Origin of the sequence: Streptomyces zhihengii (assembly GCF_016919245.1) — a bacterium.
GTDB classification, from domain to species: Bacteria; Actinomycetota; Actinomycetes; order Streptomycetales; family Streptomycetaceae; genus Streptomyces; species Streptomyces zhihengii.
Map to the genome: position 1 here is coordinate 990,268 of NZ_JAFEJA010000001.1, position 16,749 is coordinate 1,007,016.

The window sequence follows — 16,749 nt, forward strand, 5'->3', positions numbered from 1 at the left end:
CAGGGCCACCGACCCGCCGGGCGTGATCGACACCCGGACACGCCAGCCGGCGTACCCGGCGCGCCGCCCAGCCGATGTCGGGGCGGGTACGGGTGGTCGGTGACCTCACGGGCCCGGCGGGCCACGGCCGCGGGCCCGTGACGACGGCGTCCGGCACCGGCCGGAAGGCGACGCCCGACGAGTACGCGGAGGGGCTCGCGCCGGACGGGCGGGTGATGGAGATCCGCCGGAGCACAACTGCCAGGGCCGGCTGCAGTGTTACCTCCAGACCGGGCTCCACGGGCTGTTCCCCGCCTACGAGGCGTTCGCCTCCGTCGTGGACGGCATGGTCGACCAGTACGCGAAGTGGCTGAAGATGTCCCGGGAGGTCTCCTGGCGCACTCCCGTCAGCAGGCGGACCTGCCTCCTCACCTGCGAGGGCCTGGCGCCAGGAACACAACAACTACAGCCATCAGGAACCGGGGTTCTTCAACAACCCCCTCACCAGGAAGCCGGCCGTGGCGGGTGTCCGTCTTCCGCCCGACGCCAACACCCTGCTGGTGAACGTGGAGCGGCCGTTCCGGGACACCGGGCGGATCAACCTGGTGATGGCGGGCATGCATTCCGCCGCGCAGTGGCTCGGCCTCGACGAGGCGCGCCGGCACTGCGCGGCCGGGACGCCGGTGTGGCCGTGGGCCTCGACCGGTGCGGGGAATGACGCACCCGAGGTGGTCCTGGCATGCGCCGGTGGCATTCCCACCGCGGAGACGCCGGCCGCCGAACAACTGCTGCGCCGGGACCTGCCGGACGCGCGCGTCCGGATCATGAACGTCGTGGACCTGTGTTCCCTCGCGCCACCGGACCGTCATCCCCACGGACTGGCGGACGCCGGCTTCGAGGCGGTGTTCGATACAGACCTGCCCGTCGTGCTGGACTTCCACGGCTACCCGTCCGCCGTGCACCAGTTGCTGCACGGCAGGCCGCGTCCGGAGCGGTTCCCTGTGCGCGGCTACGTCGAGGAGGGCACCACGACCACGCCCTACGACCTGCTGCTGAGCAACGGCGTCTCCGGTCACGACCTCGCGATCACCGCGCTGGAACACCTGCGGGGCGCCCGGCGGAGACCGGCGACCTGGCGCTGCGCTACGCCGCCGAACGGGCCCGGCCGCGGGCGGAGCTGCGCCGCACGAGCGTCGATCCGGCGGAGATCACGCGGTGGCGTTGGGAGCCATGAGGCCGTCTGCCGGGCGGCCGCGCGGCGAACCCAACGCCCCGCGGCACACCGGTCTTCCCGCACCCGCACCCCTCGACACCGAGTCCTCGGCGTACGCTGCCTCGTTACAGTCACAACAACCCTCGTCGACCTCACCTTTCGGGAGCAGACAGTGACCGGTAACGACAGCATCACCTCCACCACCGCCCAGCTCGAGGAGGAACTCCCCCGGCTCGAAGCCCTTCAGCACGCCCTGAGGGGGGAACTGGAGCAGGTCACCGTGCGGTTGGAATCCGTGCGCGGGGCCCTGACCGCACTCGGTGCCCTGGCGTCCGCGCCACTCCCCCGCCCCCGGGCCGAGCCCTCCGCACCCGCGGCGCCGGCCGAATCCGCTGACGCGGACGCCGTCACACCGACACCGGCGGCACCGGCTGCCCCTGCCCCCGAGGCCGCGGCAGCCGAGGCCGATGCCGAGGCCCCCGCGGAGGCTCCGGAGGCCGCTTCGGTGGAGTCCGGGACCAAGGCCGCCGAGGACGAGGCGGCCCCCGCAGCGTCCGTGCCCGCCCAGACGAAGCGGTCCGGCGCCGCCGGGTCCGCCCGGACGACGACCCGCGCCGCCACCGGTAAGGCGAAGGCCACCACCGGCCGGAAGACCACGGCCAAGCCCGCCAAGCCCGCGAAGGCCACCAAGTCCGCCGCCCCCGCCCGGAGCACGAAGACGGCCGGGGCGGCCGCCACGAAGAAGGCAGCCACGGCCGGGAAGACGGCCACGGACGCAAAGACGGCCGCCGAGCCGGCCAAGCCCGCGAAGGCCACCAAGTCCGCCGCCCCCGCCAAGGCAGCCAAGGCCGCCGAACCCACCAAGGCCGCCGAGTCCGCTGCTCCCGCCGCCGACCAGAAGGACGGCACGGGCCTCACCGAGCAGGTCGTCGCCGTGCTCGCCGCCCGGGCCGACACCGCGCTGCGGGCCCGCGACGTCACCGAGGCGCTCGGCCGGGAGACCACCCCGGGCGGCATCAACACCGTCCGCAGCACCCTCGACCGCCTCGTCGCGACCTCCCGCGCCGCGCGCGCCGGGCGCGGCCTCTACCAGGCGCCGGCGAACTGACACGGGCCTGCCGGTGCCGTCGGCGGCACCGGCAGGACGCCTCAGTGTCCCGCGGCCGTGCCGGACAGCTCGTTGGTGCTCTGCGGCAGTGTCACGCTCCGGACCTTCTTGCCCGACTCCAGGTCCACGGCGTGCAGGGCGCGCTTGCCCGGTTCGGAGACGTAGGCGGTGTGGTCGCGGACGAAGAGGGTGGGCCTCGGCTGCTGCCAGTCGAGCGGCTCCTGCCAGGCGCCGACCACGGGGATCTTCTTCTGCACGGTGCCCTTGGCGGGGTCGATGACGTGCAGGGCGCCGTCCGTGCCGAGGACGAGCGCCTCGCCGTGCGGTCCGCGGCCCAGGGAGCGGAAGGAGTAGCTCGTGCCGAGTTCGACCAGACGCAGGGTGCCGGTCCGGGTGTCGACGAGCGACACCCGGGTCGGGCGCTCCAGTTCGGCGTCGGGGTCGTTCTTGTAGTCGCCGAGGATGACCGGCGACGTCTCGCTGCCCGCCTGGTTGCCGATCCGCCCGTACGCGTCGGGGGACTTCACCTTGGTGAAGGCGCCGTCCTTGTAGACGAGGACGCCGTCCTCGCAGCCCACGGCGATCGCACCGTCGCGTGCCGCGGCCTCGCCGTGCACGCCGGGGCAGTTCTCGCTGCGGGCGATCTCCTTGCCCTGTGCGTCCAGGACGAGGGCGCCGGTCCGCTTCTCCTCGTCGCCGACGGTGCTGAGGAGTTCGCCGCCCGCGAGTTCGACGGCGACCCCGTGGTGCGGCTTCGGGGCGGTCCAGGTCCTCGCCGACGGCTTGGCCCCGTTCGCCAGGTCGTGGGGGTCGAAGACCTCCACGCGGCCGGTGCCGTCGGTGAAGAGCGCGGTCCGTCCGGCGTGGCGCACGACATGGCCGGGCTTGGCGCCGGGGAAGGCGATGTCGGTGAGCTTCCCGGCGGAGGCGTCCAGAACACGGAAGCCGGCGTCGGTGGAGACGATGACATGGTCCTCGTCGCCCGCCGGGTTGACCCGGTTGAAGCCGGGCAGTTCGATCGTGGCGGCGATGTCGAGGCTGCTCCCGTCCAGGATGTGAAGGCCGCCGTCGAAGGTCGCCACCAGGGGCTCCTTGACGTCGGCGGCGGCCCGGGTGCTCGGTGCGGCGTCCGTCTTCGCGCCGGAGGCGCCGGACGCGGAGCCGCCGTCCGTGCCGCAGGCGGTCAGGGCGGTGGAGACCGCCAGGGCGAGTGCCGTGCCCGTGAGGGCCTTGTTGCGTATCGCGTGGTTCACCGGTGTGTTCCTTTCTCGGCCGCGGAGGTCGCGGCATGGCATGAGTGGGGTGTGGCGCGAGCGGGGTGACGTGACGTGTGGAGGGATGCGCGGGAGATGCGCGCACCCGTGGTGCCCGGACGGCGTGCGCGGGCCGGGAGGTGCGTCAGGGGGCGGTGGCGGTCAGGCCGTCGGTCATGGCGGTGGTGTTGGTCCGCATCATGTGGAGGTAGGTCGCCGCGTCCCCGTCCTCGGCGGTGAGCGACTCCGAGTGGAGGGCGATGACCCGGACCCCGTCGCCGAGTTCGGTGCGCAGCACCTCGGCCAGCCGCGCGGGCCGCGACGAGTCGGCGAAGACGGTGCGCACACCGGCCTCCCGCATGGCCTCGGTGAGCGAACGCAGGTCGGACGAGCTCGGCGAGGCGAGGGTGGTGCCGCTGGGGACGACCGCGCCGATCACCCGGAAGCCGAAGCGGTCGGCGAGGTAGCCGAAGACATGGTGGTTGGTGACGAGCGCGCGCCGGTCCTCGGGGATCCGCGCGAACGAGGTCTCCATCCAGGTGGTGAGCTCGGCGAGTTCCCGGTCGTAGCGTGCCGCGTTGGCGCGTATCGCGGCCGCGTCCACTCCTCCGACGTTCTCGATCACCTGCCCGGCGATGAGGCCGGCGGCCTTGCGCACCCGGTCGGGGTCGGTCCAGAAGTGCGGGTCGGGCTGCCCGGCCTCGTCGCCGGGGCCGCCGTCGCCGGGTGCGCGGAAGGTCATCGGGTCGACCGCTTCGCCGACGCCGAAGGTCGTGACGCCCGACTCGCGCGCGGCGTCCACGTGGCGCAGGACGTTCTCCTCCAGGCCGAGCCCGTTGAAGACCACGAGGTCGGCGCGTTCGAGTTCGGCGGCCTGCACGGCCGACAGTCCGAAGGAGTGCGGGTCGGCCCCCGGCCGCATCAGCACGGTCACTTCGGCCTCCTCCCCGACGATCTCCCGGGTGACGTCCCCGAGGATGTTGGTGGTGACCACGACGCGCGGGTGGTCGCCGCCGCTCGTGCAGGCGGTGGCGAGGGCCGCGGTGAGCACGGTGAGCAGCAGCAGGATCAGGGGGCGCGGGCGGGCCGCGCGGGGCGTCGCGCTCATCGTCCCGTCTCCGCCATCAGTGCCGGGCGCATGTCGAGGGCGAAGGTGCGGGCGATGCGCAGACCGTCGTTGTAGTCGATCTCGAACACACGCTTGCCCGAGGGGTCGTTGACGTAGGCGCGGCTGCGGTCGACCTCGATGCGCGGTGTGGCGGCGGGGCCGGCGCCGGCGGCACTGTCGGTGTGGTCGGTGCCGTCCGTCCGGTCGGCGGGGTCGTTCCCGGGGCCGGTGAGCAGCGGGCGGGTGGTGGCGGTGCGCTCGCCGGTGGCGATGTCGTAGCCGTGCAGAGCGCCGTCGGCGGCCAGGACCAGCAGAGGGGAGCCCTCCCCCGCGGTGTTCGCCGCGACGGCGGGGCCGGTCGCCACCCTGGTCCAGGCCCGGTCCGTCACGTCGAGCACCCACACACCGCGCTCGCCGGCGCGGGCGGTGAGGGTGTCGCTGCCCGCCCGGTGGTGGAAGGCGGTGGCGCGTTCCGCCGCGGGCACGTCCTGGCCGTACGGGATCCGCTCGGCGGTGAAACGGCCGCCCGACTCGCGTACCAGCAGGGCTCCGTCGGCGCAGCCGATGACGACACCGCGGCGGGTGACGGCGTCGCCGCCCGGCGACTCGCACACGGTCCCGGGTGTGGCCACGCGCCGGCCCTCGCGGTCGAGGACGACGACACGGGGGCCGTCGGTGTCGCGGGTGAGGGCGACGAGGTGCTCCCCGTAGGGCACGACGGCGCCGCTGTAGGTGCCGGGCAGCGTACGGGGAGCGCCGGGCCCGCCCGTCTCCATCGCGGTGCGGTCGTACACGCCGGCGCGCCCCGCGGTGTCCGTCACGGCGGTCACGGCGGCGTCGCTGCGGATCTGGACACCCGGTCCCCCGGCTATCCGGCCCACGTCGCGTATCGCGGCGCGGTAGTAGTGCACATGGTCACCGTGGTCGACGGTCCAGGCACCGGTGTCGACGACCCGGGTCCCCTCGGCGGTGGGGAGGAAGCCGAAGCGGCCGTCGGCGGTGAGCGCGGTGGCGCCGGGCACCGGTGCCACGTCGTGTGTCTCGGCGGTGGTCAGGTCGAGGACCCGGGTGTCGCCGGTGGCGGGGTCGGACAGCAGCAGCCGGGACTGCTGCTCGGCCGCCTCCTGCGCGCCTTCGACGTATCCGTGGGGGGTGGCGGCGGAGGACTCCGTCCGCGGGGCGGCTGCGTCGTCGTCCCGGCCGGCGCAGCCGGTCGCGGCGAGCAGCGCGGCGAGCGCCAGCGCGGCGGGGGCCCGCGCGGGGACGTTCCTTCGGGCGAGCAAGAGGGTCTCCTCCGTGGTCGGCGAGCCGCGGGGCCTTCGGGCCGGCGGGCGGGCATGTCGGTGTGTTGACGTGTGGATGTGTCGGTGTGTCGACGTGGGCGTCCGGGGCGTCCGCGGGTGTGTCGGAGGTCCGTTGTGCGAGCAGGGCGGAGCCGACCGGCCGGCGGCGGGAACTCGGGTCCGGGGTCCGAGGGCTGCGGCGTACCGGTCAGTCGGTCGCCGGGGCGGGGGCCGGGGCTGGGGCTGGAGCTGGAGCGATGGTGGGTCGGGGGCGTCGGTGCCGGAGGCCGGAGGCCAGGTGGGAGAGGAAGAACAGGCTCACCGCGACGCCCGACACCGTCGCGCCGGCCGCGGTGCCGAAGTGCCAGGACAGCAGCAGGCCGAGGAACGTGGCCACCGAACCGAGCAGCGCGGCGAGTGCCATGACGCCGTGCACACTGCGCGCCCAGGGCAGGGCGGCGGCGGGCGGGGCGATCAGCAGACCGAGGACCAGCAGGGTGCCGACGATGTGGAACGAGGCGACGATGGCCAGCGCCAGCAGCCCGAGCAGCGCGGCGTGGGCGAGCCCCGGCCGCAGGCCGAGTGTCCGGGCCTTGCGCGGGTCGAACGCGAGGGCCAGGAAGGCCCGGTGGCCGAGTGCCGAGACGATCACCGCGAGCAGCAGTGCTCCCGCGAGCAGGAGGAGGTCGCTCTCGCGGACGGCCAGCACGTCGCCGAAGAGGAATCCGGTCAGATCGACGGCGAAGGACTGCGAACGGGACACGATGATCACGCCGAGCGACAGCATGCCGACGAACAGCAGGCCGATGCCGGTGTCCTGGGAGAGCTTCGGGGTGCGGTGCAGCGCGCTGACGCCGACGGTGATCACCGCGGCGCTCGCCGCCGCCCCCAGCAGGGGGTTGCCGCCGAGCAGCGCGGCCAGGGCAACACCGGGCAACAGCCCGTGGGACATGGCGTCCCCGAGGAAGGCCATTCCCCTCAGCACCACCCAGGTACCGGCCATCGCGCAGATCATCGACACAAGAATTCCGCCCCAGAGGGCCCTCTGCACGAAGGTCGCCTCGAAGGGGCCCGTCAGCCACTCCATGCCGACACACTACAATGACAATCATGTTCAATAAAGCCTCCCCCCTCCCCGTCCCCGCGGCGCCCGCTCCCCGGGTGCTGGTCTCGGGCCTCGACGCCGGGTATCCGGGGCGGCCCGTCCTGCGTCATGTCGACACGGAGATACGGCCGTTCACCATCACCGCGGTGGTCGGCCCCAACGGCAGCGGCAAGTCGACACTGCTCGGCGTCATGGCCGGGGTGATCCGTCCGAGCGCGGGCGAGATCACCTACGGCGGTTCCGCGGCGCCCGCCTTCGTGCCGCAGCGCGGCGCCGTCGGGGACACGCTGCCGCTGACGGTCCGGCAGACCGTGGAGATGGGTCGCTGGGCCGAGCGCGGCCCATGGCGCCGGCTGACCCGGCGGGACCACGCGGCCGTGGGCACCGCGATGGAACGCCTCGGCATCACCGCGCTCGCCGCTCGCCAGCTCGGCGAACTCTCCGGGGGGCAGCGCCAGCGCGCCCTGATCGCGCAGGGGCTCGCCCAGGGGTCGGACCTGCTCCTGCTGGACGAGCCGACGACGGGGCTCGACCCGGAGGCCGGGGAGCGCATCGCCGTCCTGCTGACCGCGCTGGCCGCCGACGGGGTCACCGTCGTCCAGGCCACCCACGACCTGGCGGCCGCGCGCGCGGCGGACGACTGCCTGCTCCTCCAGGACGGCCGTCTGGTGTCGCAGGGCCGCCCCGACGTGGTGCTGACGACCTCGGCCCTCACCGGCATCCGCTATCCGGCCTGAGAGCGCTGTCCCACGGCGGGACGGGTGCTCCCGACTGCGGCCGGCGCTCACCTCCGAGATCGGTGCTCCCGCGCGCGGCGGTCCGCCGGGAGGCCACCGCTCCGCACGGAGAGCGGTGCTCCCTTCGGAGAGCAACGCCCCACCAGAGAGCAGCGCTCACCTCCGAGACCGGTGCTCCCGCCCGCGGCCGGCGCTCACCTCCAAGATCGCCGCTCCCGACTGCGGCCGGCGCTCACCTCCAAGACCGGCGCTCCACCCAGAGAGCAGCGCTCCACCGCCGGCGCCCCCGTGGTGGGGGCCGGCCACCACCATTCGGGGTGGGGCCGGCGCCCCCGCGCCTGGGGGCGCGGCGCGGCGATGACGGGGGTCCGGCGCTCATGTGCGGGCCGCCCCCATGGCATTGACTCGGGCATGCCGACCGGCCCCCGAGGCCACGGCGCCCAGCGCGCGACCCGCGCAGTCGACCACCCAGGAGGTGTCCAGGATGAGCGTCCTCAAGCTCCAGAACCTGCAGCCGAGCGTCACTCCCAGCAGGGCCGCAGTGATCAGCGTGACCAGCAGCAGCAGCACCTGCTGCAGCACGAAGCCCAACTGATCCGGGGCCGTTCCGTCCGGAGCGGCCCGAGCGGTGAACGGTCCCGGGTGCGCCGGGGCGGTGCGCGCGGGCCGGCCGGGCGATCGGCCATGGGCGATCCGTGCGGGGGCGTATCCGGCCCCCGCACGGATCCCGCCGCTCACTGCCGCATTCGGCGGTCCTCCCACCGTTCCCGGCGGCCGCCGGGCTGCCCCCTCGGACGAACGCAGAGGCTGACATGCGCGACGAACGCTGGGTCAACCGTTTCCTCTTCGCCTGGAACGACTCGCTGTTCTTCGACCCGCTCGACGTCGACTACGTGCCGGCGGACGACCACTTCCTCGCCGGACTCGACGAGCGGACGCAGGCACGCTTCGTCCGCAGCGGGATCTGGTGGAGCCACCGGCACGACCCCGAACTGCCCGCGCAGGGCTGGAAGATCCATGTGTCGGCGGGCCTGGACTCCGTCCGCGAGGTCGCCACCACCGTGAGCCGTCACCTGACGGAGCGGGGCCTGGACTTCAAGATCGCCCTCGATCTCAACATCTTCGAGATGCTCAACTCCAAGGCGATGGCGCGGGGCAGCGGCGGCAAGCTCGCGACCGTCTACCCTCCCGACGAGGCCGCCTTCCGCTCGTGCCTGGCGGATCTGGCCCGGCTGCTGGAGGGCATGGAGGGCGCCTATGTGCTCTCGGACCTGCGCTACCGGGACAGCAAGGCGCTGTACTTCCGCTACGGGCAGTTCCTGGACACCCACACCATCGACGTCCTCGGCCGCCGCGTGGCGCACATCACCGGGCCCGACGGCCCCGTCCCGGACGACCGGCGCCCCGGATACGCGCAACCGTGGTGGGTGTCCTGGCCGTTCACCGACTGGAAGCCCGACGAGGAGACCGCCGCCGACACCGGCACCAACACCCGCACCGACACCGATTCCGGCGACACCGACACCGGCACCGGCACCGGCACCGAAGCCGATTCCGGCGACACCGGTGCCGGCACCGGTGGCGAGGAACTGCTCGGCGGCCGCTTCCGGGTGACCGGCGCGATCCAGTTCTCCAACAGCGGCGGGGTGTACACCGCGGAGGACACCGCGCGGGACGACCGCCGGGTGGTCCTCAAGGAGGCCCGCCCGCACACCAACCTCAATCCGCGTCAGGGCCATGACGCCGTCGACATCCTCGCCCGGGAGTGGATGTTCCTGAACCGGCTCGCCGGCACGGGCTTCTTCCCCGTCCCGGTCGCCCGGTTCAGCCACTGGGAACACCATTTCATCGCGGAGGAGTTCGTCGAGGGCTCCGACATCCGCTCGGTGCTCCTGGAGCGCAACCCGCTCGCCCGGCCGGGCTTCGACATCGAGCAGTCGCGGGAGTTCCTGCGGATCTTCGTCACCGTCTTCCGCGGGCTCGCGCGCGCCGTCCGGTCGGCCCACGAGCGCGAGGTGATCCTCGGCGACCTCACCGCCGCCAATCTGCTGATCGACCCCGACACCTGGGCGGTGACCGTCGTCGACCTGGAGGCCTGCCGCCTGGCCCGTCCCCCGGGACGCGAGGAGCAGGGCAGGAAAGACGGCGGGGAGCCCGGAAGGACAGGCCGCGGGACGGCCGTCCGCGAGCCCGGCGACGACCCAGGCGACAACCTCGGCGACGACATCGGCGACAGGGACGAACTTGCCCGGCCCGTCGAGCTGTTCACCCCCGGCTTCAGCCTCTCCCGCAGCCGCTACGAGGCGTTCGGCACCGAGGGCGACCTGTTCGCGCTGGCCACCACGATGGCGTATTTCATCTTCCCGGTCGCGGCCATGTCCTATCTGCGCGACGACGTCTTCGACACCTACCGCATCTTCGTCGAGGGTCTGGGCTGGCCCGAGCGGATCCACCGCCTGCTGACCGACCTGGCCGCCGCCCGCGTCACCCTGGACGAGGCGCTGGAGGAGCTGGAGGACGAGGAGGAGTTCCTCGCCGCCGTCCGGGTCCCGCTGCGGCCCTCCACGGCCGGTACGCCGGCCCTGCTGGCGCGGGCCGAGGCCGGGGTGGCCGCCTTCACCGCGGCGGCGGCGGACACCCGTCGGGCGACGCTGTTCCCGGTGGACCCGTTCGCGCACGTCACCAACCCGCTCAGTCTCGGCTTCGGCGCGAGCGGTGTGCTGTGGGCGCTGAACGCCTCCGGGGTGGCGCCGCGGCCCGAGTGGCGGCGCTGGCTGGAGGCCGAGATCGCCCGCATGGACACGGCGGAGTACGCGGACGGTCTGATGAACGGTCTCGCGGGCATCGCCTGGGCGGCCGACTCCCTCGGACTCTCCGACCAGGCCGGGGAGTTGCTCGCCGTGGCGAACCGGCGCGCGCCCGGACGCGGCGACCACACCTTCTACTACGGCCTCGCCGGACTCGGGACGACCAACCTCCGCTTCCATCTGCGCACCGGCGACCCCCGGCACCTCGCCGCGGCCCGGGTGTGCGCGGGAGTGCTGCGCGACAGCGCCCGGCGCGAGGACGGCCGGGCGCACTGGCTGAACGAGTTCTCCTCCGGCGGCCCGCTCACCGGGCTCGGCTTCGGACAGGCCGGGGTCGCGCTGTTCCTGCTGCGGATGCACCAGGTCACCGGGGAGGAAGGGTATCTGCGGCTCGGCCGGGAGGCCCTCGACTGGGAGATGGCGCACGCCAAGCCGCTGGACGACGACGGCCCGCTGATGTTCGAGCACGAGGGAGCGATGGAGCCCTACATCGAGGTGGGCTCGGCGGGGGTGGCACAGGTACTGCTGCGCTACGGGGACCTGGACGGCGCCCGCACGATCCTGCGCGGCCTGGACTTCACCCACTCGGTGCTGCCCGGGTACGCGTTCGGGATCAGCGGTGTCGCCGACGCCCTGCTGGACGCGGCCCGCTTCACCGGCGACCCGTCGTACCGCGACACGGCGCTGCGGCAGCTCGACTTCGTCCGCCGGGCGTTCCTCTTCGAGCCGGACGAGCGGTTCCGGGTACCCCGCGGCGACGGGCCGCCCCCGCTGGGCGTGCCCGGCGAGGGGCTGCTGCGCTGCTCCTGCGACTACCTGACCGGATCCGCCGGTGTGCTGCGGGTGCTGCACCGGGTGCACCACGGCGGGGCGCCCGACTTCCTCCTCGACGAACTCGACGACCTCGACGACCTCACCGACCTCACCGACCTCGACGAACTCGACACGCGCGCCAAGCTCGCCAAGCTCGCCAAGCGGTCCGGCCCGACCGGGATCACCGGGGCGGCCGAGGTGACGCGGTGAAGCAGCTCTGGAACACCCTGCGCGGGCACCGTCTGCCGTTCGTCCTGATCACCGTCGCGGAGGCGGGCACGGCGGGCATCGAGGCCCTGGTGCATCCGCTGCTGCTGAAGGCGCTGTTCGACCAGGCGATCGTGACCGCGGACTTCGGGAGGTTCCTGTGGCTCGGGGCCGGCTACCTGGTGCTCGGGCTGTCGCTGAACCTCGCGGGATACGGGATCTCCTGGTGGCGCAAGCGGTTCGAGAACGGCTTCGTGCTGGTGCTGGAGTCGGAGCTGCTGGAACGGTCGCTGGGGCAGGACGGGCGGAGGATGTCGCAGGCGGGCAGCGCCTCGTACGTCAGCCGCATCCACAACGACGTCCACGAGGGCGTGCTGCCCGCCGTCGACCTGTGCGTCCGGATCGCGCGCGGGGCCGTGGCGTCGGTCGTGTTCCTCTGTGTGCTGCTCTACCTGTCGTGGCAGGCGAGCCTGGTCCTGCTGGTGATCGTGCCGCCGCTGGTGCTGGTGAGCAACCGGCTGGCCAAGCGGATCGAGGACAACACGGGGCCCGAGCGCGAGGCGGAGGCCCGGTACATCAACCGGCTCACCGGCACGCTGGCCGCGTTCCACGCGCTGCGCGGCCTGCCGCGGCTGCTCCCCGGCGCCCGTGCGGCCAACCGGGACGCGCTAGGCGGCTTCCTCGGGCTGACCTTCGTCAACTACCGCCTGGCGCTGCGGCAGCGGACCCTCAGCGACCTGATCATGAATCTGTCGGACACCGCGTCCATGGTCATCGGAGCGTTCTTCGTCTTCTCCGGCCGGATGTCGTTCGGCAGCTTCCTCGCCTTCGTGAACTCGCTGTGGCGGGCGGTCACCGGCATCTTCGACCTGGTCAACATGATCCCGCAGGTGCGCCGCAGCTCCGCCGTGCTCACCCGGATCGAGGCCCTGCGGGACGCCCGGACGCCGTCGTACCACGAGCAGGGCGACCTGGTCTCGGTGACGGGGGCCCGGGTCGTGTACGGGAAGGGCGACGGCGAGGACGCCGGCGACGCCGCCGAGGTGGCCGTCGAGGACTTCGCGCTGCGGCCGGGCGAACACGTGCTGCTGCGCGGCCCCAACGGCTGCGGGAAGACGACGCTCCTGCACATCGTCGCCGGGACGCTCGCGCCGGACAGCGGCCGCGTCGTCCTGCCGCCCACCGTGGCGAGCCTGACCGCCCCGGTGAACCTGCCGCCGCTGCCGGTGCGTGAACTGGTCGGCGACGAGCGGCTGCGCACGGCACTCGGACTGGACGGCCTGGCGGGGCAGTTGCCGGCGGAGCTGTCGTCCGGGCAGCGGCAGCGCCTCGGCGTCGCGGCCCTGCTGAGCGAGGACGCCGACGTGTACCTCGCGGACGAGCCGTTCGCCAATCTCGACGAGCAGGGCAGGGAACTGGTGCTGCGGGCGATGGAGGAGCGGACGGCGGGCCGGGCGCTGCTCGTCGTGCACCACGGGGACGACGGTCTCGACGCGGGCTTCGACCGCGTGGTGACGCTGGCGGCGGCCGGGGCGGTCACCTGACGGGTGGCGGGACCGGGGTGCGCGGGGCCGGCCTTGCAGGGGAGGGCCTGCCCGCGGGCCGCGGTCGCGACAAGGAGGCGGGAGGCGGGGAGCGGGGCCCGCGTCCCGCTCCCGTGGGCCGGGTCAGGTCACCAGGTCGGCGCGGGCGGCGGAGGCGAAGGCCGCGCGGTTCGGGTGTCCGGTCTTCTGGAGCAGGCTGGCCACGTGCTTCTCGACCGTGCGGTGCGATATGTGCAGCCGGCCCGCGATGTCCTTGTTGCCGATCCGCTCGGCCACCAGCCGGGCGACCTCGAACTCCCGGACGGTGATGCCGCACCGCCGCAGGTCGAGGGGCACCTCCGCGTCGCCGGAGCGCCGCTGCCGCACCGGGGCGCCCATCCGGCGCAGCAGCGCCCGGCAGGCCCCGGAGACGTTGCGCAGGCCCGCCGTGTGGAAGTACTCCTCGGCCTCGCGCAGCCAGTCGACCGGCGCGCCCCAGCCGTCGCGGTGGGCCGCCGCCGCGACCAGCCGCACACACAGGTTGCGCGCCATCGGGTACGGCTCGGCCGCCGCGAGTGCCGCGCCGGCCGCCGCGGACGCCTCGACGGGACGGCCCTCCCGGCCGAGCAGCACGGCGTCGGCGAGGGCGACGAACTGCCGGTTCCAGCGGGTGCCGCCGGCCCCGGCCCGGGCCACTTCCGCGTGATGGCGTCTGCCCATGCGGCCGGCCACCACGCCGAGGAGCAGCACGATGCCGTGCCGGCCGATGTCGCAGGTCGCCGGATTCTCGGTGTCGTACGCGAGCGCCAGGGCGAACTCCCGTTCGGCGGCGTCGTGCGCGTCCTCGAGGAGCGAGCAGAACGCCCGGGCCAGCCCGTACGACATCGCCCGGACGCCCGGCGCCGCGTCGACGAGCGGGCCGAGCCCCTCCAGCGCCGCCTCCATCTCGGCGCGCCGTCCCTGGTGCGCGTACCGCACGGCGTCGGCGAGCCGCAGCCGCGCCAGACAGGCACCGAGGCCGAGGCGTTCGGCGTCTGCGGCCGCCTCCCGGAGGCGTTCCGCGGCGGCGGTGAACTCGCCGCGCCGGAGCTGCTCCAGGGCGAGGAAGAAGGAGGCGTCCAGGGCGGGCGGCAGCACACCGGTGCGCCGGGCCTCCTCGCGGGCCTCGTCCACCGGCCCGGGGCGGCCGTCGCGTGCGGCCGCGAGCCCGGCCAGCCGGAGATCGGCGGCGGCCCGGAGCGCGGGGAGTCCGTTGGCATGGGCGAGCGCGCAGGCCCGCAGGACGTGCGCGGTCGCCGCCGCCTCGTCCTGTTCCGCCGCCAACCGCCCGAGCAGGAGCAGCGCGCGGCCGGCCCGTTCCGGCAGGCCGGCCCGCTCGGCGGCGTCCGCGCCCCGGCGGGCGAGGGCGGCGGCGGTGGTGAGCCGGTCGGGCGTCAGGCGGTGGAGTTCGACGTGCGCGGCGGCGACGTCGACGACGGCGCGGTGGGCGTCGTCCGGCCGGTCGCCGAGCAGCAGCCGGGCGACGTCGATGTGGCGGACGGCCTCCGCGGGGCGGCCGGCGAGCGCCGCGGTCTCGGCGAGGCGGGCGTGCAGACCGGCCCGGCGGGCGGGCGGCAGGCCGGGGTCGCCGGTGAGGCCGTCGGCCCCGGTCGGCACCGCGTCCGGGCGGCCCCCGGACACGGCCGTGTCCAGCAGCCGCTCCAGCACGGTGGCCCGCGTCCCGGGCGCGGTGGCGGGGCCGGTCAGCCGGTGTGCGCGGGCGAGCAGTTCCAGGGCGCGGTCCACCGCGCCGTCGGCGGCCGCCCGGCCGGCCGCCTCGCAGTACAGCCGGACGGCCTCCCCGGTCTCCCCCGCCTGCCCGTGCAGTGCGGCGGCGCGGGCGCACCACGGGCCGGGCAGCCCCGGGTGGAGCGCGGCCAGCGCGCCGGCGGCCCGCCGCGCGGCGCCCGCGCGTTCGCCGGGGCCGAGGCCCGCGAGCACCGCCGGGCCGACCAAGGGGTGACGGAAGGCCCACCAGCCCGCGCTCGTGGTGTCGGGAACGACCAGCCCGGCGGCGGTCGCCGTGCGCAGTGCCATGGCCAAGGCGTCGTCGCCGCAGCCCGACGCGCGCTGCACCACCGCCAGGGGGAAGCGCGGCCCGAACACGGCGGCGGTCCCGAGCAGCCGGGCGCCGCCCGGGCCGAGGCGGGCCGTGCGGCGGGCGACGCTGTCCGCGAGCGCGGCGGGCAGGACGGGCGGCATGCCGTCGCCGGCGCCTGCCAGACCGTGCGCGATCTCCCTCAGCACGAACGGGATCCCGGCACTGCCGGTCATCGCCCGGTCGAGCAAGCCGGGGCCGATCTCCTCGGGGGCGAGGGCCAGTTCGGCGGCGAGCAGGCGGCGGACGGCGTCGGGGCCGAGCGGCGGCACTTCGACGACGGCGGCCGCGCCGCGCTGGCGGGCCCGGGCGACCAGGTCGGCGGCGGCGCCCGGTTCACGGCCGGTCACGAGCAGCAGCACCGCGGGCTGCCGGCCGAGGTTGTCGAGCAGGTACTCGACGGCGGCGAGCGTCGCCGCGTCGGCGTCCTGGAGGTCGTCGACGACGAGCAGGCAGCCGCGCCGCCGCCCGGCGACGGCGAGCGCGCGCAGCACCGACTCGGCGACCAGCAGCGGGGACAGCGGCCCGGACGCGGGGTGGGGGGTGCCCTCCAGCAGCGCGGCGAGGTGGGGTCCGTAGGCGTTCGTGGCGCCGGGGGCGGGGAGGGCGCCGGCACGGGTCAGGCAGAGCAGCCCCTCGACGAGCGGCCGGTACGGGACCGCCGGGCCGACCGTGCCGGCCCGGCCGCCGGCGGTGGCCATGCCCGCCCGCTCGGCCACCGCGAGGACCTCGGCGGCGAGCCGGGACTTGCCCACTCCGGGCTCCCCCGTGATCACGACCGCCGCGCCCCGCTGGGCCCGCGCCGCCGCCAGTGCGGCCCCGATCCGTGCCGTCTCGGCGGCGCGGCCCACGAGTTGCCCTCGTAACGGGGGGCCACCGTCGAGGGGCTGCGTCGCGGTGGGGGCCTTGGTCGTCGTCTTCATCTGCCTCTCCTGGTGCGTGGGGAACCGAAGGTGCGGCGAGGAACGAGCGGGGGGCGCCGGGGGCGGGTGCGGGGGGCCGGGTGCCGTCGTCCGGCGGCCGGGCGTGTGCCGGGGCGGGAAGGCGCGGCACGCCGGGGCCGGGGGCCTGCCGGCCGGGCAGCGGCCCGGAGCTGCGGGGCGGGGCAGCAGCCCGGGGCGGGGCAACGGACCGGAGCGGGGCAGCGGCCCGGTGCGGCGGGGCCGGACGCGTGGGAGCCCCGCTCACCGTGCCGGGGACGCGGTCCGTGCTTGGGGGCCGGAGTGCTGCGTCGCCGGCGGGCGGCGGGGCCAAGGGGAGGAGCGGGCGGGCACGGCGCCTTCGGGACGCGTGGTCCACCGGCGCCGGACAACAACCGTCCACCGCTGCCCGTCCTCCCCGGCGGGTCCGCCACGGCACCGCCGGGGACGACGATAGGCAGCCGCCGACCGCCTTTTGCAGCCGTCCGTTTGGGGGGCTTGCGCGGGGTGGCCGGCCGCTCCGGGGCCGGGGCGGCACCGGGTCGCCGGCCGCCCA

General features: G+C 75.0%; 10 protein-coding genes and 1 pseudogene. 6 read left to right on the top strand and 5 right to left on the bottom strand.

The features are described from left to right. Positions 1–283 precede the first annotated feature (283 nt). A pseudogene (locus tag JE024_RS41880) lies at positions 284–355 on the top strand (hypothetical protein); the annotation flags it as partial. 241 nt (positions 356–596) lie between these two features. Next, on the top strand, positions 597–2,300 hold the full coding sequence (locus JE024_RS04210; RefSeq protein ID WP_244883120.1) for a phosphoketolase family protein: 1,704 nt from the start codon (positions 597–599) through the stop codon (positions 2,298–2,300). Between the two features lie 41 nt (positions 2,301–2,341). On the opposite strand, the gene aztD is transcribed toward JE024_RS04210, so the two are convergent. The 4 genes from aztD to aztB all read right to left on the bottom strand — a co-directional run bounded on the left by aztD (position 2,342) and on the right by aztB (position 7,031). Then, positions 2,342–3,553: a zinc metallochaperone AztD gene (gene aztD / locus JE024_RS04215; protein ID WP_205372275.1), complete on the bottom strand. Its 1,212-nt coding sequence runs from the start codon at positions 3,551–3,553 to the stop codon at positions 2,342–2,344. 145 nt (positions 3,554–3,698) lie between these two features. Further along, complete coding sequence (aztC, locus tag JE024_RS04220; protein ID WP_205372276.1) at positions 3,699–4,661, bottom strand: zinc ABC transporter substrate-binding protein AztC; 963 nt, start codon at positions 4,659–4,661, stop codon at positions 3,699–3,701. Further along, a complete protein-coding gene (locus tag JE024_RS04225; protein ID WP_205372277.1) occupies positions 4,658–5,944 on the bottom strand; it encodes a hypothetical protein in 1,287 nt (428 codons plus the stop codon). The genes aztC and JE024_RS04225 overlap by 4 nt, the downstream gene beginning before the upstream one ends. Positions 5,945–6,152: 208 nt before the next feature. Then, the gene (gene aztB, locus JE024_RS04230; RefSeq protein WP_205372278.1) at positions 6,153–7,031 is read right to left on the bottom strand and encodes a zinc ABC transporter permease AztB; all 879 of its coding nucleotides are present in this window, start codon (positions 7,029–7,031) and stop codon (positions 6,153–6,155) included. A 14-nt stretch (positions 7,032–7,045) separates the two neighbouring features. Between aztB and aztA the strand changes: the two genes are divergently transcribed. The 4 genes from aztA to JE024_RS04250 all read left to right on the top strand — a co-directional run bounded on the left by aztA (position 7,046) and on the right by JE024_RS04250 (position 13,157). Further along, positions 7,046–7,786 carry a zinc ABC transporter ATP-binding protein AztA gene (aztA, locus tag JE024_RS04235; protein WP_205372279.1) on the top strand — a complete coding sequence of 247 codons (741 nt, stop codon included), beginning with the start codon at positions 7,046–7,048 and terminating at the stop codon, positions 7,784–7,786. Between the two features lie 484 nt (positions 7,787–8,270). Next, positions 8,271–8,381, top strand: coding sequence for a class III lanthipeptide (locus tag JE024_RS42255; RefSeq protein WP_366675060.1), 111 nt, complete (start codon positions 8,271–8,273; stop codon positions 8,379–8,381). A gap of 217 nt (positions 8,382–8,598) precedes the next feature. Continuing rightward, positions 8,599–11,616: a class III lanthionine synthetase LanKC N-terminal domain-containing protein gene (locus JE024_RS04245; protein ID WP_205372281.1), complete on the top strand. Its 3,018-nt coding sequence runs from the start codon at positions 8,599–8,601 to the stop codon at positions 11,614–11,616. Continuing rightward, a complete protein-coding gene (locus JE024_RS04250) occupies positions 11,613–13,157 on the top strand; it encodes an ATP-binding cassette domain-containing protein (protein ID WP_205372282.1) in 1,545 nt (514 codons plus the stop codon). The genes JE024_RS04245 and JE024_RS04250 overlap by 4 nt, the downstream gene beginning before the upstream one ends. Positions 13,158–13,280: 123 nt before the next feature. Here the strand turns inward: JE024_RS04250 and JE024_RS04255 are convergent, their stop codons facing one another. Beyond that, the gene (locus tag JE024_RS04255; RefSeq protein ID WP_205372283.1) at positions 13,281–16,196 is read right to left on the bottom strand and encodes an ATP-binding protein; all 2,916 of its coding nucleotides are present in this window, start codon (positions 16,194–16,196) and stop codon (positions 13,281–13,283) included. Positions 16,197–16,749 lie beyond the last annotated feature (553 nt).